Origin of the sequence: Mycobacterium sp. URHD0025, assembly GCF_000426065.1 — a bacterium.
Lineage (GTDB): Bacteria > Actinomycetota > Actinomycetes > Mycobacteriales > Mycobacteriaceae > Mycobacterium.
On the sequence record NZ_AUEQ01000001.1, the window covers coordinates 849,753 to 868,374 of the forward strand.

The following is an 18,622-nucleotide window of genomic DNA, read 5'->3' on the forward strand; positions in this document are numbered from 1 at the left end:
CGAGCATGACGACCCATGACGAGCAGACATCGACTGCTCGACCGGACTTCAGTGATGTGCAAGAGACCCGAAGTGGGGACCTACCGGCTCCCGATACGGGTTCAGCAGCGCCGGCCGAGGGCGTGACGGATGACAACACGTTGTTGTTCGCCGATGAGCACCGGTCGGGATTGCACTCGCGCTGGAATGACATTCAGGCGGCGTTCGTCGACGATCCGAGGGACTGCGTACAGAGAGCGGACAATCTGGTCGCCGAAGTGGTCGAAGAGCTCACCGCGAGCTTCGCCGACACCCGTTCGCGGCTTGAGGCGCAATGGTCCCGTGGCGAGGAGGCATCCACCGAAGATCTCCGTGTGGCTCTCACGCGGTACCGGGATTTCTTCCAGCGGCTGCTGTCGGTGTGAGGCGGCCCGGGGCCGTCGCGGGGCCTACAGACTGTCCATGATGGCGTTCTTCAGCGCTTCGGAATTGGTGCCGAACACCGCCTGGACGCTGTTGCCTACTTCGATCACACCGGCGGCGCCGAGCGCCTTCAGCCGGTCCTGATCGACCTTCGACTTGTCCGCGACCTCCATTCGGAGCCGCGTGATGCAGGCGTCGACGTTGACCAGGTTCTCCCGGCCGCCGAACGCCGCGATGATCTGTTCGGTCTGGGTGTCGGCACGCGCGGGCGCGGTCAGAATGCCGGCGCCACCTGGGGCAACCGCCGTCGCAGACTCGGTGCCCTCGCCGAGGTTCGCCTGCTCCTCCGCCTCGAACTCGGCCTCGGGTTCCCGTCCCGGTGTCCGCATGTTCCACTTCGTGATCGCCACGTAGAACAACACGAAGTAGATGACCGAGAACACCGCCCCCATCGCGATGAGCAGCCAGATGTTCTTCGCCGCGGGCGCACCGCCGTAGAGCAGCAAATCGAGGAGTCCGGCCGAGAACGAGAACCCCAAGTGGATGTCGAGCAGGTAGGCGATCGCCAGGGACAGCCCGGTCAGGACCGCGTGGATGACGTAGAGCGGGAACGCCACGAACATGAACGCGAACTCCAGCGGCTCGGTCACGCCGGTCAGGAACGCGGTCAGGGCCGCAGCGGAGAGGATGCCGACCGCGACCTTTCGTTGCTTCTTGTTCGCCGCCAGGATCATCGCCAGCGCCGCGGCGGGCAAGCCGAACATCAGGACCGGGTAGAACCCCGAGGTGAGGACTCCTGCGGTCGGGTCGCCGGCCGCGAAGCGCGTGAGCTCACCGGTGACCACGTTGCCGTCCGGGGTTTGATAGTCGCCGTAGATGAACCACACGTACGAGTTCGGGATGTGGTGCAGGCCCAGGGGAATCAGCATGCGGTTGGCGAAGCCGTAGACGAATGCGCCCAGTGCGCCGCTGCCGCCGATGAACCGGCCGAGTCCGGTCAGACCCGTGTCGAAGATCGGATAGAAGTAGCTCATCAAGAAGGCGATGAACAAACTCGCCAGGGACACCACGATCGGCACGAATCGGCGTCCGCCGAAAAAGCCCAGATAGGACGGCAATTGGATGGTGTGGTAGCGGTCGAACAGCCATGCCGTGAGCAGGCCCACCACGATTCCGGCGAACACGCTGTAGTTGATCTGTGCCTGATCGCCGGCTTTGTCCACCTCGCCGGCCAACACGATCGGGGACATGGTCTTGAAAACCGCTGACATCACCAGATAGCCGACCACCGCGGCCAGTGCCGTCGAACCGTCGGCCTTGCGGGCGAAGCCGATCGCGACGCCGACCGCGAAGAGCAGTGGCAGGTTGCTGAACAGGGCGTCGCCGGCCGCGCTCATCGCCTTGAAGAACGGGCCGATCACGGGGGAGTCGATCCGGCCCAGCAGGTCGGGTTGGCCCAGCCGCAGCAGGATGCCTGCCGCGGGCAAAACGGCGATGGGCAACATGAGGCTCTTGCCGAGTCGTTGCAGTTGCGCGAAAGCGGGTATGCGCAAGCCTGATTTCGACTGTGCACCTGCGGAATTCGTCGTACTGCTCATCGCCCTACCGCCCTCCTGGCCACCGGCGCGACCCGCCGCGAGGCTGTGCGGAAGCTTAGACGAGAACCCGTGAACTCGAGGCCCGCTTACGGGCACGCTCGTATTGTTTGTGCCACGAGCACACCGCGCCACAAAGGAGCCGCACAGTGAGCAGGACGCAAGTACTCGCCCCGGTTGCCGGGCGAGCGGTGGCACTTCAGGATGTCCCCGATCCCGTGTTTTCGGCGGGCATGGTGGGTTATGGCGCCGCGGTGGACCCGCCGCGTGGCGTGATCGACGCGATTGCCCCGGTCAGCGGCACGTTGCTGAAGCTGATGCCGCACGCGTACGTCATCATGACGTCGGACAACGTGGGTGTGCTGGTGCACCTCGGTCTGGACACCGTCGCGCTCAACGGCGAAGGATTCACCACCCATGTGAGCCAGGGGGATCAGGTGACCGCCGGCCAGGTGGTGATCACCTACGACGTGCCCGCCGTGGAGGCCAAGGGCCTCAATCCGATCGTCCCTGTTGTGGTCATGGATGAGCGGGAGGCCGGCAACGTGACCGTGGCGGGGCCGGTCGTCGCCGGTGCCGACATCGATTCGGGCACAGAGCTTTTCACGGCGCACAAACGGGAACGGTAGATGGAGGTCGTCATCTTGGCCGATGCCGCGTCGATCGGCGGCGTGGCTGCCGATGCGATCGGCGCGCTGCTCGGCCGCAAGCCCGACGCGGTCCTCGGCCTGGCCACCGGCTCGTCGCCGCTGGCGATCTATGACGAACTCGTCGCGCGGTGTACCGCCGGGCGGATCTCATTCCGGCAGGCGCGGGGATTCACTCTGGACGAATACGTCGGGCTGCCCGCCGATCATCCTGAGCGCTACCGCAACGTGATCGACACCGTATTCGTCTCCCGCGTCGACTTCGCGCCGGATGCGGTGCAGGGGCCCGATGGTCTGGCGGCCGACATTCCGGCGGCCTGCGCAGCATACGAGGACGCCATTCGCGACGCCGGCGGCGTCGATCTTCAGATCGTCGGCATCGGCACCGACGGACACATCGCCTTCAACGAGCCGGGGTCCTCGCTGGCGTCGCGTACCCGCATCAAGACGCTCACGCGGCAGACCCGCCTCGACAATGCCCGGTTCTTCGGGGACGATCTCGACGCCGTGCCGACGCACTGCCTGACCCAGGGGCTGGCCACCATCATGGCGGCCCGGCACGTGATCCTGGTGGCGCTCGGGCGCAGCAAGGCCGAAGCCGTGCACCGTCTCGTCGAGGGTGCCGTGAGCGCCATGTGGCCGGCGACCATCCTGCAGCACCACCCGCATGTCACGGTGCTGCTCGACGACTCTGCGGCTCAACGGCTTCAGCTCATCGACTACTACCGTGAGACCTACCGCTCGAAGCCGGATTGGCAGGGTATCTGAGTGCTACTGACCGCCGACACCGTGATCACCGGAGCAGAACTGTTGCGGCCGGGGTGGATCGAGGTGTCCGACGGGCGGGTGACGGCAGTGGGGGCAGGCGCTGCTCCTCGGCCCGCCGACCGTGACCTCGGCCCGGTGACGATCGTGCCGGGCTTCGTCGACACCCACAACCACGGCGGGGGCGGCGGCAGCTTCTCCGTCGCATCGGAGGCCGACACGTCGGCCGCCGTGGCGCTGCACCGTCGGTACGGCACCACGACCTTGATCGCCTCCCTGGTCACCACGAGCCCGGACGATCTGCTGCGCCAGGTCGGTGTGCTGGCCGAGGACGTCCGCGTCGGCCGGATCGACGGGATCCACCTCGAAGGCCCCTGGCTGTCGACCGTGCGGTGCGGGGCGCATCAACCCGCGCTCATGCGCGACCCGGGTCCCGCCGAGATCGAGCAAGTACTCGCGGCCGCCGCGGGCGCGATCCGGATGGTGACGATCGCCCCCGAACGTCCCGGTGCGCTGGCGGCCATCGAGCAGTTCGTCGACGCGGGCGTGGTGGTGGCCGTCGGTCATACCGAGGCGACATACGAGCAGACCCGCGCTGCGCTTGCGGCCGGTGCCACCGTCGGCACCCACCTGTTCAACGCCATGCGTCCGATCGACCGGCGTGAGCCGGGACCGGTGATCGCGCTGCTCGAAGACAGCTCTGTCACAGTCGAACTCATCACCGACGGGGTGCACGTCGCTCCGGCCATATACCGGCACGTCACGTGCGCCGTCGGGCCGGATCGGGTTTCGCTGATCACCGACGCGATGGCGGCCACCGGCATGGCTGACGGTCGCTATCACCTCGGGCCGGTCGAGGTCGATGTGTCCGACGGGGTGGCGTTCGTCGGCGGCACCGACACAATCGCCGGGAGCACCGCCACGATGGACCACGTGGTCCGATTCGCCGTGGCCCATTGCGGTTTGGAAGGCGATGAGGCCTTGATGCTCGCCGTCCGGCAGGCGTCGCTCAACCCGGCGCGAGCGTTGGGTCTGCCCGGCGGCGGCCTGACGCCGGGCGCTGCAGCCGATCTCGTGGTCCTGGACCGGGATCTGACAGTCGGCGCAGTGTTGCGCCGAGGCGTGTGGGAGCCGCAACCCACGGTATAGGCCGCCTGACGCATGCGCCCTGACAGTCCGAAAAGTGCTTTCTGAGGCAAAGATCCGCGCTGCGGCGGTGCTGATTGGCCGTTACGGTTTCTTGCACCGGCGTAGCGTCGGGTCCGGGTAGCACCCGGCTCAAGGAATGCATCTGGGGGCGTTTTGTCGGACTGGCCATTTGTGGCACGGGATGCCGAACGGCGCGAGGCCGCACAGGCGTTGCGGGACGGTTCGCGGGGCGTGGTTCTGGCGGGCGCCGCCGGAGTCGGCAAATCGGCGTTGGCTCGGGTTCTTGCCGACGAACTCGAGGCCGACGGTTATCCGGTGCGATTCGTTTTGGGTACCGAGACGGCTCAAGCGGTGCCGCTGGGGGCGTTTCGCCATGCACTCACCCTGACCGACGCGCGTGAACCCACAGTGATGCTGGCGGCGGCACACGAGGCGCTGGCCTCCGAACCCGCACTGCTCATCGTGGTCGACGACGTCCAGCATCTGGATCCGTTGTCGGCGCTGCTGGTCCAGCAACTGGCGGTGGCCGGCTCGCCGAAGCTGATCGTCACCATGCAGAACGGCGCGACCACCTCCGACGCGGTCACCGCGTTGTGGAAGGAACACCTGCTGCTGCGGATGGACCTCGAACCCTTCACCAGGGACCAGACCGGTGAATTGGCCGCGGCGGTACTGGGCGGCGAGATCGACGAGCATGCGGTGGGCGAGCTGCACCGGTTCTCCGCCGGTAGCCCGCTCTATCTTCGTGGCGCGCTCAACGCGGCGCTGGCCGACGCGGTGCTGGTCCGCGATCAGGGGCGCTGGCGGTTACATGGCCAGCTGCGCGCGAGCGCTGACCTGTACGCGCTCATCGCTTCCCGGCTCGACACGCTGACTCCGGACGAACGCGATGTGGTGGAGGTGATTTCGACCGCCGAGGTGCTCGACTGGGATGTGCTGGTCCGGGCCTGCGACACGGACGCCATCGCGCGTGTCGAGCGCAGGGGAGCGATTCAGGTTCTCAACGATGCGGCGTGTACCCTCGTGCAGCCCGGCCATCCGATCGTCGGTGAGGTGGCCCGCAAGCGATGCTCGAAAAGCCGTTCCCGGCAGATCAATACGCAATTGGCCGTGCTGCTGCAGGCTCACATGCAGTCTGGTGGCGGCTCCCTTTCAGATGTGCGGGGACGCATTCAGTTGGCCCGATTCATGGTGGGAGGCGATGTCCCGGCCAATCCCGGGGTCATCGCCGAGGCTGCGGCCAGTGCGGTCACCATGTCCAATCTGGTTCTCGGAGAAGAACTTGCGCGCTACGCCCTGGACCACGGCGCCGGGATATCCGCGGCCATCGTGCTGGCTGATGCGATGAGCTGGCAGGGGCGTGGCGAGCAGGCCGAGGAGCTTTTGGCCCGCAACGTACCGGCCGCAGACGACGAGCCCGCGCTGGCCCGCTGGGGTTGTCTGCGGGCGTCGAATCTGTTCTTCGGCTGCGCCCGTCCCGAGGCGGCGCATGCGGTGCTGACGATGCTCCGTCAGCAGATACAACTCCCGCAGATGTTGAGTCTGGTGGTGGCGATGGAAGCGGTCTTCGCATTCTTCGCCGGTGACATGGCCGGCGCGATCGCGCTGGGCACCGCGGCACTCGACAACGAGGTGTCGCCGGCGGCCGGTATGTGGGCGGCGCTGGGCGTTTCGGGCGCACTGGCCCTGTCCGGTCGACAAGACGACGTCGCCGCGGTGGTACGCGCCGGTGAACGGGCGGCCGAGGAATGCGAGTCCGGACTGCAGCGGTACTGGTTGGCCTTCGCGCAGGTGTCGGCGCATGTGGCCGACGGCGAAGTGGCGGCGGCACGCCGGGTGTGTGACCGCTATGCCGTCCTGGCGGCCGGTTCCCCGCAGGCCGAGGCCATCGTCAGCGCGTTGTCAGGGCGGGTGGAGCTGGCCCGCGGCTGCGTGCATTCGGCCTGTGAAGCGCTTCGGGCCGCGGTATGGGCCGCGCCGCAGGGTCTTCCGCCCGGTTGGCTGATGGTGGTCGCCGCGTGGCTGGCGCAGGCCGAGGGCATGCGCGGCAACGGCATCGCGGCAACCGCTGCACTGGTGCGGGCCGAGGCTGCGGCAGTCGGACCGTTGCTGCAGGTGTTCCGCCCGGAGTGGGAGCTGGCCCGAGGCTGGGCGGCCGCCGCGGCGGGTGACACCGCGGTGTCGGTGGAGCAGGCAGCCCAGGCCGCACGCAGTGCCAAGGGCGCCGGGATGGATGCGGTCGAACTCACCGCCCTACACACCGCGCTGCGATTCGGCGCAACGTCGGGCCACGGGCGCATCCGGCAATTGGTGCGCCTGCACGGTGGCCGGATGGCCGAGGCGATCGGCGCCCACAGTCGCGGACTGGCGCAGCATGATCCCGCCCAACTCGTCGCCGCGGCAGACACATTCGAGACGATCGGCGCGTTCGCGCTGGCCGGCGACGCTGCCGCGCACGCGGCCCGGGAGTATGCCCGGGCCGGCTGCCGGGGTGCCGAATTGGAATCCGCCGCGAGGGCGCGATGGCTGTGCGCCCAGGGTGGAGCGCGGTCTCCGGCACTGCGCTGTGCAGGGGAGCCGCTGCCGCTCACCGAGCGTGAGTGGGAGATCGCCGACCTGGTCGATGCCGGGCTGAGTAATCGGCAGATCGCCGATCTGTTGTGCCTGTCGGTACGTACCGTCGACGGGCATCTGTACCGCGTGTTCGCCAAGGTCGGTGTCGAGGACCGATCGCATCTGGCCCGGCTGGTGCGCTATCGCCGGGCCCGGTGAGCCCTATCCCGGTGAGCCCTATGTCGGCTCGGGTTCCTCACTGGACAGACGTGCACCGACGAACGCGATCAGGCGCGGATCGCCGGAGGTGAACCGGTCCACCTCCTCGCCGCCGTCGCACCGCAGCAGCGCGATCGTGAGGCTGTGCGTGGTGCGGGTGAGGACGCGCCAATGCGCGCCGGAATCCTCCCAGCGCTGTAGATCTGCCACCCGGTCGACGCTCATGCCTCCTACGATGGCATGTGATGGCCGATAAGAACCGTGTGCGGCTGGCCCGGGTGTTTACCGAGCCCGAACCCGATGAGGGTCAGCGGGTCCTGGTCGATCGACTGTGGCCCAGGGGCGTGAAGAAGACCGATCCACGGGTGGGGCACTGGCTGCCCGCGGTCGCCCCGTCCACCGAGTTGCGGCACTGGTACGACCACAAGCCGGAGCGCTACGACGAGTTCGCCGCGCGCTACACCCAGGAGCTGGAGTCCGGTGAGGAGGCCGCCGCGCTCGACGAGTTGCGGGCGTTGGTCGGCAAGGGCGGCAAGGGGCCTGTCACGTTGGTCACGGCCACCCGTGAGCTCGAACTCAGCCACCTCAGTGTCCTGGCGGGGCTGTTGACCTGAGTCTCACCGTAGGGAGGAAGGTAAACCTACCCTCAGTCGCTGCGGTAGGCTCGGCGCTCAAATGAGCGATATCGATACCGACGTGACGGACGTGCCGGGAGCCCCCGTCCTCAAACGCGAGCTGACCGACATCACCGACGAGGTGCGCGCCGTCGACGCCCCACCCACCCCTGTCCTGGCCGAGCCGTACGACATCCGGGTCGCCGACGCCGCCGCCGACGCCGAGCTGGTATCGGAGTGGATGAATCGCCCGCACCTGGTGGAAGCCTGGGAGTACGACTGGGAACCGCAGCGCTGGCGCCGGTACCTGCAGGCGCAGCTCGACGGCGAATACTCACGGCCGTTCATCGCGAGCTTCCGCGGAAAGCCGGTCGGGTACGTCGAGTTGTATCGGGCGGCCAAGGATTCGATCGCTCCGCGCTACGCCGCCGATCCATATGACATCGGCATGCACGCCGCGATCGCCGATCTGAGATTCGTCAACAGGGGCATGGGCCCGATCTTGTTGCCGCGCATCGTGGCCAACGTATTCGAACTCGAGCCGAACTGCCGGCGGATCATGTTCGATCCGGACCATCGCAATGCCGGTGCCCGCCGCGTGTGTGAATGGGCCGGATGCGAGTTCCTGGGCGAGCACCAGATGTCCAACCGGCGGATGGCCCTTTATGCGCTACCGCGCACACCCGGCGACGCCCTGGGCGCCGCCGGCTGACGTGGAGCCACCGGTTCAGGCTCCGGCGAACTCGGCGTAACCCTCGTAATCGGGCTTCATTGCCGCGGCCACCAGCTCCCACAGCACTTCGTCGGTGCCGCCTCCGACGCGGGCGAGTTTCATGTCGCGCCACCACTTGCCCAGCGGCGTCTCGTCGACGAGATAGCCGGAGCCGCCGAAGATGTGCATGCACTCCGATGCGACCTCCTCGCCGAGCCGTGCGGCGGTCACCTTGAAAGCGGCGGCGGCTCTGAGATCGAGCTTGCCCTGCGCGGCTGCCCCGGCCAGGGCGTAACGCAGCAGATCGACGCGGGCCTGCAGATCGGCGATGCGCATCCGCAACGCTTGGTGCTCATAGAGGGTTTGGCCGAACTGCCGCCGTTTCATCATGCGCGCCAACGTGATTCCGAGAATCCGCTGGGATCCGGAGGCGACCTGCCCGGCGATCGACATGCGTTCGTGTGCCAATCCCCAGGAGATGGCCGCCAGGCCGGTGCCGGCGCGGGCCACCAGATGATCGGCGGGCACCCACGTGTCGATGTGCACCGCGGCGGTGGCCAGGGGCCCGTTGCCGACCTTGCGATAGGGCGTCTGGATCTCGACCTGAGAGGTCGGCACCGCGATGACGACGACGTTGCCGTGCCTGCTGGTCGGATCCTGGTCGACGTTGCGGGCCACCACCATGATGTGATCGGCGATCGTGGACAGGGAGACGAACTTCTTGATGCCCTTGATCTCGAATCCGTCACGGGCCGTACGTACTTCGGTCTCCACGATCTGCAGGTCCGAACCTCCGGATTCCTCGGACGCCGCGATGCAGAGCACAGCCTCGCCGCGGACTGCCTGTTCACAGATCGTGCGCAAGTGGTCGGATTTTCCGAAGCGCCGCAGCAGGGCGATGGCCGAATCGTGCAGGCTGACGCCCACGCCGATGCCCGAGGAACCGTTGCGGCCCAGCGCGAAGGCGAGTTCGATCAGCTTGGCCACGTCGGGCTGTTGACCGTCGCCCCACTTCTCGCTGAACACCCCGGAGCGGCCCAGGTGCTCGATGAGGGGGCGCGGAAAGCTCTCGGTCTCTTCCGCTTCGGTGGTCCACTGCTTGACCCGGTCGTCGAACGCCCGATCCAGCAGGTCGCGGTACTCGTCGAGCGTCGTGGTGGCCGGCGCCAGGGTTGGCGTGAGCGCGGTCATGATTTCGCTGTCTCCAATTGTCGTTTGACCTCAAGGCGGCGCAGCTTGCCCGAGGAGGTGCGGGGCAGTGACCCCGGCGTCAGGAACACCACGTCGGCGGGCACGATGCCGCACTCGGATGCCACCTGCTGAATAACCTGGCTGCGGGCACTCGCCTCATCGGCGCCACGGAACTCGGCCGCGATCACCAGCCCGGCGCGGACCGATTTCTCACCGGCGCCCACAGCTACCACCGCACCTTCACGAACACCCTTGACCTGAGCGGCAACCCGTTCGATCTCGGTGGGGAAGATGTTGCGTCCGGCCACGGTGATCAGTTCTTTGGTGCGTCCGCAGACCACAAGGCCGCCGTCGACGAAGTAGCCCAAATCTCCGGTGGCGAACCATTCGCCGGGGTTCAGGGGAGTCTGGCCCAGGTAGCCCGACATCATCGAGGTGCCACGGATCTCCACCTCACCGACCTCGCGGTCGACGATGCCCGCGTTGTCTTCGCTGGGGCGCAGCCGCACTTCCATGCCCCCGATGGCATCACCGAGGACGGCGAGCTGCTGCCGGTTGGAGCCTGCGTCCGTGGCGACGGTGATCTCGTCGAGGACGACGCCGAGTCCCGGAACGGGAACTGTGACGGCACAGGATGATTCGGCCATCCCGTAGGACGGTGAAAGGGCTCCGGGGTTGAAGCCGAAGCGGGACAATTCGGTGCCGAAGCGGCTGGTGGCCTCGCAGTCGACGGGCTCGCCGCCGTTGAGCGCGAACCGCACGGCCGACAGGTCAAGATCGGTCAGTCGCTTGGAGTACTTGCCGATCAGGCCGTAGGCCATGTTGGGAGCGGCGGTCAGGGTGGCGCGGCTCTCGGTGAGCCAGCGCACCCAGCTGAACGGTGAGGCCGCGAATGCCATGGTCGAGGCTTGCCATACCTCGATGCCACCGAGCGCTCCGGCCAGCAGGAACGTCAGGCCCATGTCGTGGTACAGCGGCAGCCACGAGCAGCCGATGTCGCTGGGGGACAAGCTGATCCGCTCACTGAGTCCACGCAGATTGGCCAGCACGGCTGACGGCGTCAGCTGCGCGGTACGGGGCGTGCCGGTGGAACCAGCGGTGCCCTGCAGGACCGCGAACGGGCCGGTGCCCAGCGGCAGGGTGGTGGAGCGTTGGGTGTGTGCGATGACGGCGTAGTCGTGGATCGCCACCGGAGTCTCAGCTGTTCGCAGCAGATCCAGGTAGCCGCTGTGGCTGAACACGGTGCCCACTCCGATGTCCGCGAACCGATTGATCGTGGCCTGCGCCCAGGTGTCCACGTCGGCGCCCCGGATCGGGCCGGGCAGTACGGACAGCGCCGTACCGGCCAGAAGCGCGCCGAGGATGGTCGCGATGCCCTCGACCGTGGGCTCACCGACCATCCCGACAGCTGTCGAACCGTCCTCGCCGATCTGTTCGGCGATGTTCTCGGCGCGGGCGTATACCTCGCCCCAGGGGTGGCGGATCCAGGTGCTGGTCGCCTGGTCGTACACCACGAGGTCGGCGTCGGTGGTGGTCAGCGACGAGGCGAGCGCCGTGGCGAGCACGCTCACTGGTTGCTCTGCGCGGCAGGCACTTTCGCCAGGATGGCCGCTTCGAGATCGCCCACGGTGTCGCAGCTGAGCAGGTCCTCTTCGGACAGGACGACCCCGAGCTTGTCCTCGATCGCCACCATGCCGACGGCGAACGCCACGGAGTCCAGGCCGGCGTCGTCGATGAGCCGGGAGTCCCTGGTCACCCGGCGGACATCGACGTTCATGTCGTCGCGAAGGATCTCGGTGAGGGCGGCGCTGACCGCTTCGGGTGTTGTCGACTGCATGGGGTGGCACGGTACACGTCGGAGGAAAGATAGGCTAGCCTTACAAAGGCCGTTGTGAGGTCGATAACTAAGCCTGCGGCCAGGGTGCGTTCAGACGGTGCCGACGGCGATGAACATGCCGGTGGCGGCGGCGATCAGGACCATGTCGATCAGCCGAGCGTAGGTGTGCGGTTGAAGCCGTTGCACGATCCGGCGGATCAAGAATGGGCCGATCATCAACGCGGTCCCGATCGCGACCCCGTCAATGATGACACCCGTTGTGAGGGAGCCGCCTTGACCAAAGGTGGCGAGCTTGGCCGTGTAAAGCAGCAAGGCGCTGGCTGCTTCGGAACCCAGGAAGGCGCCTCCGCTGAGCCCATATCCGGTGAACATCGGGACGCTCAACGGTCCGGTCGACAAGACCAGGCCGGTCAAGAAGCCCACAACAGCGCCCGCGACACCGAGCTGCCACAATCGCACCCGCCACCCTCGCTTCGCGATTGCCCTGCGGACCGGAATCATCGCCAGAAAGAACCCACCCAAGAGCCCATCGACGATCTTCGGAGAGATCGTCAGCAGTGTGTGCGCGCCGAGCACTGCGGCGGGTGCGCCTGTTGCCGAGTAGGCGAACACGGGGCGCCACCTGATCTGTCGCCACCAGGCGGCCACGCGGCCGACGTTGGCCATCACGGCTGCTATCGCCATCATCGGCACCGCCGCGCGCGGTCCATACAGCAGCACCAGCACCGGAAGCAGTACGAGCGACGATCCGGTGCCCACCAGACCGCCGAGTGCTCCGGCGCCCAGCGCGAGAATGAAAACCAAGACGAGAGTCAACATCGCAGGACCTTCTCGTCGGCGTGGGGCACGCCGACGGAGATCCTCCAGGCTTTTATCCGTTCAGATGACCGCACCCCGTCCAGGACTACGGTGGCGCCGCTCGGACCAGACGTACACCATGACTGGCGCACCGGAACCCTAGGCGCTATCCCCTTCACCCTAGCAACGGCTCATCGGCCTCGCTCGGCGCAGGCGGGTGCCGGCAACGCTCAGAAACCGGCCAGATCGGTCCCGCCGAAGCGCTGACCGTCGTCGACAACCGTTGCCCAGGGCACCATCTCGGCGCTGACCACGCCGTGCTCGCGGGTGATTTCGTCGATGATGTCGAAGGACGCGGAGATGCGTGCGGGGGTGTCGACCACGATCGTCGTCACCGGCACCTGCCGTCCCAATTGGAACAGCTTGTCCCCGTGAGGCTTACCGTCATCGCTGTACCCCCAGATGCCACGCAGCACAGTCGCGCCGCCGGCCACGTTGGACTCCAGTAGCGAGCGGACGATGGCCCGGTGGATCGGGACACCGTCGTGGTGAGCGGTTTCCGAGGTGTGGATCATCAGCTTCTGCCACAGCGGCCGGCCTTCGGCGTCCGTCGCGGGCAGCTCGGCCGGGCGGGTCAGCAGTTGTCCGCCCCGCTTGCACAGTTGCGCCCGCTCGACGGTGAGCAGGGGATTCTCGAGCACGTCGGTCAGCTCGCCCAGTACCGCGTTCACCTGGGCACCGGTCCCCAGCCCGACGATCATGAGCGGCACCTCGGTGTTGCGGCTGAAGAATGCGGCGCGCCGACGGTCGCCGTGTACCGTCCCGTCCACCCCGAGAAGCACTGTGGTCGCGGCGAAGCCGTGCCCGTGCAGCAGAGCGCACACCGCACGGTAGGCCGGAACTCCGCCGACCCGGTGATGACGGCCGACGTACACAGTCAGCTTGCAGGTATCGGTCACGGTCGGCGCGGGGGACTCGCGACGGATCAGCTGGGCCCGTTCGAGGGTGATCAGACCGCGGGGAATGAGATCGACGGTCTGCTCGGCCAGTGCGGAGATCTTGTCGGCGGCATCGACAGCAGCGATGGCGATCGGCGGATCCTCCGAGGCCGTCAACGTCTCGTCAGTACGCAGGTGATGGTGCGGACCGAAGCTGGAGATCCCGCGCAGCATCACGCTGACCGCGATGTCGCTGCCGCCGTACAGATCCAAGAGCGCGTCGGCGACGAAGCGGTGTTCGTGACGCGACCGTTCGGCGAAATACGCGGTCAGCTTGAGGTAGTCGGTGGTGGTCACAGTTGGCTCCCGAGCGACATGCCCAGCCACGCCGCGGTCAGGCCGAGCGCCACGCTGATACCGATGTTGCCCACTGCGGGCCAGACCCGGCGTTCCTCGCCGAGCCGCTGGGTTTCCAGCATCCAGGTGGAGAACGTCGTATAGGAGCCGACGAATGCGGTGCCCGCCAGCAGCGCCGCGTGCCGGTCCAGGGCCAGCCCGCCGAGGAAGCCGAGCAGAAAGGCGCCGCTGAGGTTGACCGCCAAGGTGCCGAACGGGAAGCCGCGGGTGTGGCGCGCGGACACCGCACGGTCGAGAAGAAACCGGCACACCGCGCCGACGCCGCCTAGGAGCATCACGCCGGTCCACACCATGACGGTCGTCATCGGCGCACCGCCGCCCGACGCACCATCGCGGTCGCGATCGCCACTGCCAGCAGACCGGCGGCGATGCTGGCGGTGGTGTATCCCGCGGCCAACGCCAAGTTGCCGTGTTCGAGCATCGTGACCGTCTCGACCTGCATCGTGGAAAAGGTGGTCAGCCCGCCGCATACGCCGGTACCCAACAGCGGCCTGCGGTAACTGGACACCGGCAGCCGCTCCAGCAGTCGCGTGGTGAAGTAGCCGAGCAGAAACGCGCCGAGAATGTTCGCGATGAACGTCGGCCACGGCCAATGTCCGGGTTCGGGTGCCGCGAGCACCGCCAGTCCTGCGCGGGCGAGGGTGCCCAGCGCGCCGCCGACGAACACTGCGGCGAGTTCGCGGCCGTCGTGACGGGTCATGATGCAAAGTATGTCGGTCGCCGGCCCGACGGCTATCGTCGGCTCACTATGACGGCCCCGGATAATTCCGCAGTTTCCGCGGTGCGGGTGGCTGCGCTGGGGCCGATCCGGGCGTGGGTGGCCGGCGAGCCGGTGGAACTCGGCGGTCGCAGGCAGCGATCGGTGTTGGCGCGGTTGGTATCCGCACACGGCGAAGTGGTCTCGGTCGACAGGCTCATCGACGACCTGTGGGAGGGGGAGCCGCCACCGAAAGTGTTGGCATCGCTACAGGCCTACATCTCGCATCTGCGTCGCGTGCTCGAGCCGTGGCGCGAGCCGCGTACCGTGGCCGGCGTCATCGTCAGCGCGGCCCCGGGATACTCTCTGCGGCTGCCGGTCGAGGCCGTCGACGTGTGGCGTTTCGAGTCGAAGGTTTCTGCGGCAGAGCAGGAAGCGGACCCTGCCGAGCGGGCGCGACTGCTCGAAGGTGCGCTCGAGGGCTGGTCAGGTGAGCCCTACGCGGAGGTGGCCGACGCGCTGTGGGCGGTCCCTGAAGTGGCCCGTCTGACCGAATTGCGGTTGGCCACCACCGAATCGTATGCACAGACGCAGTCGGTGCTGGGTCGCGACGCAGTCGTCGTTCGGGTTCTGGAGCGCCACGCCCGCGATCACCCGGGCCGGGAAGTTGCCGCCGGATTGCTCGCGACCGCGCTGTACCGGACCGGACATCAGTCGGCAGCACTGGACGTCTTACGCCGTACCCGTGAACACCTCCTCGATGACCTAGGGCTCGAACCGGCGCGTCCGCTGCGGGAGCTGGAACGCGACATCCTGCAGCAGGCCGATCACCTTGAGCCGATCCCACTGGCGGAGAGGCCGGTCGCGATTCCGCGGTTCGGGCGAAAGCCGCCACGGTCGTGTGGGCGGACCGCTGAACTGGCGGCGATCGCACGGACCGCGGAAACGGTTGAGCGCGAAGGTGGTCGCGTGCTGTGGGTCTGTGGCGAGGTGGGCCTCGGCAAGACCACACTTGTCGATACCGCCGCCGAGCGGCTACGCGCGACCGGCTGGGCGGTGGCCTCGGGACGCTGCCCGGAGGTGGACGGTGCACCGCCAGGTTGGGCGTGGACGGAGGTCATCCGTGAATTCGTGGCCTCGTGCGAACCCGATCAGGTCGCGGCGTTGGGCCCGTTGTTGCACGACGGCGGCACAGCCAGTGCCGACAGCGGCGGCACGTTCTGGTTGGCCCAGGCGCTTGCCGGCCTCCTAGGGCAGGTATCGGCCCGTCGACCGCTGGTCGTTGTGCTGGATGACCTGCACCGTACCGATGGCCTGACGCTGGAATTGCTGCGTTTCGTGACCGATCGACTCGGTGGTCATCGCGTGCTGATCATCGGAACCTACCGGTCTTCCGAATTGGGGCCAGAGCTGGAGGCGGCCCGCGCGGCGCTGGCCAACCACGCCGCCGTCCACCTCGAACTGGCGGGCCTCGACGAGCCGGCCACGGCGGAACTGGCTGCCGAGTACGGACTTTCGGCGCTCTCCGGCGAGACGCTACGGCTCCTGCGTGAGCGGACCGGCGGCAATCCGCTGTTCATCCGGGAACTGGCCCGGTTGATGGTTGCCGAGGGCGTGGAAGCCGGCAAGGGCGGCGTGCCGGTCGGGGTGCGTGATGTGTTGCGGCGCAGACTTGCCCGGCTGCCAGCGCCGACCGCCACCGCACTGCGTCAGGCTGCGGTACTCGGCCGCGATGTGGATCTCGACCTACTCGGCGATCTCGCGCAAGGCAACTCAGAAGATCTGCTCGACGCGCTCGAACCGGCTGTGCTGGCCGGGCTTCTCGACGAGCCGGCGCCGGGCCGGGCGAGATTTGCCCACGCCCTGATCCGCGACACGATCTACGACGACATGTCCATCCTGCGCCGGACCCGGCTGCACGCTGCGGCCCTCGGCCTACTGCGCCGACCGGGAAGTTCAGCGGATGCCTCCTCGCTCGCCTATCACGCCGTGGCCGCAGCGACTCCCGACACGGCAAGTGCAGCAGCTGATTTCGCGATGGCCGCTGCCCGCGAGGCCGATACCGTCGGCGCACCGGCCGAATCGGTGCGGCAGTGGCGGGCGACCGTTCGGATGCTGGATCTCGCCGGAGTCCGGCCCGTGGGCCCGCAGCCGAACGCGCTGGAGCGGGCGGTTCTCGCGCGCTGTGGTCTGGTCGCGGCGCTGGCCCGGGCCGGCGATGTCGTTTCGGCACGCGACGAACAGAAGCGGACGTTGGCACTGACAACGGGCAACGACGCGTTGACAGTCGGCGCGCTCACCCTGTGGGATGCCCCGCTGGTGTGGCGGCTCCGGACCACCGACGCAGCCGACGAGGACATCGTGGTGCCGCTTCGTCGGGTGCTGGCCAGTGATCATCCGGGGCCCGTGCGGGCGCGACTGCTATCGACGTTGTTCGCCGAGTTGGAAGGTGCGGATACGCCCGCCGCATTGCAGGCGAATTCGGAGGCACTGGAGTTGGCGCGTGCGGCCCACGCCGAGGCCCCCGACGTCTACGGCCGGTTGTTGTGTGCGGCGCTCAATGCCCGTGCCTTCGCAGCACTGGGCCCCGACCTTGCCGCCGAACGGGAAGCGGCGGCCGCCGAACTGCTCGCGGTGGCACAGGAGTGCGGCGCGGTCGACTACGAGGCGGTCGCTCAGTGGCTGTTGTTCCTGTCTGCGGCGGGCCGCTCGGACCTGGCTGCCGCCTTGGACCGTGTCGATCTCGCTGTGGCACGGGCAGGTACCGGCCAGTTGGGTTACCTGATGGGTGTGCTCGACGTGTTCGAGGCGCAGTTGACGGTGCTGGCGGGCCGACCCGACGAGGGGGAGCGCCGCTACGCTGCGGCGGCCGTTCAGTTGTCCGAACACGGCGCGCCCAACGGCGCGTTGATGGCAGTAGTCGGACGGTTGACGGGCGCTCTGTTCCGCAACGACCTCGCTCCGCTGGCAGACGAGTTGCTCGCCGTTCACAACATGGTGTCGAGGACGGTCACCGACGCTGTGGTCCTGGCGTTGCTGGCCTCAGGAAGAACCGATGAAGCACAACAGGTCTGGGCCCAGCGAGAGCCGGTGGAGCGGTCCTATTACTGGCTGGCGATGACCACGCTGCGCGCACACGCGTCGGCGGCGATCGGTGACGAGGCGGTCGCGAAGGCGACTGCCGAGGAGCTGCTGCCCTACTCCGGTCGGATGGCTGGGCTGGACAACGGCACCCTGCTCACCGGACCCGTCGACGAGGCGCTGGCCGCCGTCGCCGAACTGACCGGCGACGCTGAGCAGGCTCGCCGTTACCGTGCCGATGCCGCTGCGCTCCGTCAGCGTCTCGGGGCGGACGCCGCCCGGGTGCTCAGCCGAACACCCGACGGTCGAATCGCCGGTGGCGCACCGACAACACGGTGATCAGCGCGAGCAGTATCGGACTTACGGTTTCGGACAGTGCGACGCGTTCTTGCTCGGTCATCACCGCCACGGTGCGTGGTCCGTCGAACGACATCCGCCCGCTCCGTTGGGCAGCCTTTTCGACGGCGGCCCAGTCGTCGACAGACACGTACTGCCGGATCACCGGGAAGATCTCCCGTTCTTCGTCGGCAATGTGTTCATGCAGCAGCCCGTGCAGTTCGGTGAGGCCGGCGGCCAGCGGTGCCGCTGACTCCTTATCGCCGACATTCACCCGGAACCCCGCCGCCAGCGCGCGCAACCGGTCCAACCGCGGGTCGAGTGCCGCGTGGTCCTCGGTCAGCTCGGTCAGGTCGACACTCCCGCCGGCAGAGGCTTCGATCACCGGCCACAGGATCTGGTCCTCCGTCGTGTGGTGGTGATGAACCGAGTCGCACAGCAGGTTCACGTACCGGGCGACAGCGCGTGCACGCCGGGGCGTGCACGTCATCCCTCCATCTGCGAAAGCCGAGGTCAAAGTTGCGACGCGGCCGACGTCGGTGACCATGGCGCGGTGCGCAAGGCTGATACCGAGGAGGTCGGGCTCGGGATCGCCGGGACGCCGCGCGGTGACGTTGACGAGTCGTGTGGGTTGCATCGGAGTGTTCACGGCAGCCACGTTGCAGGGCCAC

At 67.7% G+C, this 18,622-nt stretch carries 18 protein-coding genes; 8 read left to right on the forward strand and 10 right to left on the reverse strand.

Annotated elements, in window-relative coordinates:
- Window positions 1-5 precede the first annotated feature (5 nt).
- Window positions 6-404, forward strand: coding sequence for a hypothetical protein (locus H977_RS0104065; protein WP_029106658.1), 399 nt, complete (start codon window positions 6-8; stop codon window positions 402-404).
- A gap of 24 nt (window positions 405-428) precedes the next feature.
- On the opposite strand, the gene H977_RS0104070 is transcribed toward H977_RS0104065, so the two are convergent.
- Window positions 429-2,000, reverse strand: a complete 1,572-nt coding sequence (locus H977_RS0104070; protein ID WP_029106659.1) for a PTS transporter subunit EIIC — start codon at window positions 1,998-2,000, stop codon at window positions 429-431.
- A gap of 146 nt (window positions 2,001-2,146) precedes the next feature.
- On the opposite strand from H977_RS0104070, the gene H977_RS0104075 reads away from it, so the two are divergent.
- The 4 genes from H977_RS0104075 (at window position 2,147) to H977_RS0104090 (ending at window position 7,330) form a co-directional block, all read left to right on the forward strand.
- Window positions 2,147-2,626: a PTS sugar transporter subunit IIA gene (locus H977_RS0104075; RefSeq protein ID WP_029106660.1), complete on the forward strand. Its 480-nt coding sequence runs from the start codon at window positions 2,147-2,149 to the stop codon at window positions 2,624-2,626.
- A complete protein-coding gene (gene nagB, locus H977_RS0104080) occupies window positions 2,627-3,412 on the forward strand; it encodes a glucosamine-6-phosphate deaminase (protein ID WP_029106661.1) in 786 nt (261 codons plus the stop codon).
- On the forward strand, window positions 3,413-4,558 hold the full coding sequence (gene nagA, locus H977_RS0104085) for an N-acetylglucosamine-6-phosphate deacetylase (RefSeq protein WP_029106662.1): 1,146 nt from the start codon (window positions 3,413-3,415) through the stop codon (window positions 4,556-4,558).
- Window positions 4,559-4,729: 171 nt separating this feature from the next.
- Window positions 4,730-7,330, forward strand: coding sequence for a helix-turn-helix transcriptional regulator (locus H977_RS0104090; RefSeq protein WP_029106663.1), 2,601 nt, complete (start codon window positions 4,730-4,732; stop codon window positions 7,328-7,330).
- 18 nt (window positions 7,331-7,348) lie between these two features.
- Here the strand turns inward: H977_RS0104090 and H977_RS35560 are convergent, their stop codons facing one another.
- On the reverse strand, window positions 7,349-7,555 hold the full coding sequence (locus H977_RS35560; RefSeq protein ID WP_029106664.1) for a hypothetical protein: 207 nt from the start codon (window positions 7,553-7,555) through the stop codon (window positions 7,349-7,351).
- 20 nt (window positions 7,556-7,575) lie between these two features.
- Here H977_RS35560 and H977_RS0104100 point away from each other — a divergent pair, with 20 nt between their 5' ends.
- Window positions 7,576-7,944, forward strand: a complete 369-nt coding sequence (locus tag H977_RS0104100) for a DUF488 domain-containing protein (RefSeq protein ID WP_029106665.1) — start codon at window positions 7,576-7,578, stop codon at window positions 7,942-7,944.
- Between the two features lie 61 nt (window positions 7,945-8,005).
- Window positions 8,006-8,656, forward strand: coding sequence for a GNAT family N-acetyltransferase (locus H977_RS0104105; RefSeq protein ID WP_029106666.1), 651 nt, complete (start codon window positions 8,006-8,008; stop codon window positions 8,654-8,656).
- 15 nt (window positions 8,657-8,671) lie between these two features.
- Here the strand turns inward: H977_RS0104105 and mbtN are convergent, their stop codons facing one another.
- The 7 genes from mbtN to crcB (H977_RS0104140) all read right to left on the reverse strand — a co-directional run bounded on the left by mbtN (window position 8,672) and on the right by crcB (H977_RS0104140) (window position 14,537).
- Complete coding sequence (gene mbtN / locus H977_RS0104110; protein WP_029106667.1) at window positions 8,672-9,847, reverse strand: mycobactin biosynthesis acyl-ACP dehydrogenase MbtN; 1,176 nt, start codon at window positions 9,845-9,847, stop codon at window positions 8,672-8,674.
- A complete protein-coding gene (mbtM, locus tag H977_RS0104115) occupies window positions 9,844-11,418 on the reverse strand; it encodes a long-chain-fatty acid--ACP ligase MbtM (protein WP_029106668.1) in 1,575 nt (524 codons plus the stop codon). The genes mbtN and mbtM overlap by 4 nt, the downstream gene beginning before the upstream one ends.
- Window positions 11,415-11,684, reverse strand: a complete 270-nt coding sequence (mbtL, locus tag H977_RS0104120; RefSeq protein ID WP_029106669.1) for a mycobactin biosynthesis acyl carrier protein MbtL — start codon at window positions 11,682-11,684, stop codon at window positions 11,415-11,417. Before mbtL ends, mbtM begins: the two co-directional genes overlap by 4 nt.
- A gap of 90 nt (window positions 11,685-11,774) precedes the next feature.
- On the reverse strand, window positions 11,775-12,503 hold the full coding sequence (locus H977_RS0104125) for a sulfite exporter TauE/SafE family protein (RefSeq protein ID WP_029106670.1): 729 nt from the start codon (window positions 12,501-12,503) through the stop codon (window positions 11,775-11,777).
- Window positions 12,504-12,712: 209 nt separating this feature from the next.
- Window positions 12,713-13,777, reverse strand: a complete 1,065-nt coding sequence (locus H977_RS0104130) for a DUF190 domain-containing protein (RefSeq protein ID WP_029106671.1) — start codon at window positions 13,775-13,777, stop codon at window positions 12,713-12,715.
- Complete coding sequence (gene crcB, locus H977_RS0104135; protein ID WP_029106672.1) at window positions 13,774-14,142, reverse strand: fluoride efflux transporter CrcB; 369 nt, start codon at window positions 14,140-14,142, stop codon at window positions 13,774-13,776. Before crcB (H977_RS0104135) ends, H977_RS0104130 begins: the two co-directional genes overlap by 4 nt.
- Window positions 14,139-14,537, reverse strand: a complete 399-nt coding sequence (gene crcB, locus H977_RS0104140) for a fluoride efflux transporter CrcB (protein ID WP_029106673.1) — start codon at window positions 14,535-14,537, stop codon at window positions 14,139-14,141. The genes crcB (H977_RS0104135) and crcB (H977_RS0104140) overlap by 4 nt, the downstream gene beginning before the upstream one ends.
- Before the next feature lie 48 nt (window positions 14,538-14,585).
- On the opposite strand from crcB (H977_RS0104140), the gene H977_RS32480 reads away from it, so the two are divergent.
- Window positions 14,586-17,954 (forward strand): ATP-binding protein, encoded by a 3,369-nt coding sequence (locus H977_RS32480; RefSeq protein WP_051288617.1) that lies wholly within the window; start codon window positions 14,586-14,588, stop codon window positions 17,952-17,954.
- Here the strand turns inward: H977_RS32480 and H977_RS0104150 are convergent.
- The gene (locus H977_RS0104150; RefSeq protein ID WP_231395859.1) at window positions 17,902-18,600 is read right to left on the reverse strand and encodes a hemerythrin domain-containing protein; all 699 of its coding nucleotides are present in this window, start codon (window positions 18,598-18,600) and stop codon (window positions 17,902-17,904) included. The genes H977_RS32480 and H977_RS0104150 overlap by 53 nt on opposite strands.
- Window positions 18,601-18,622: the final 22 nt, after the last annotated feature.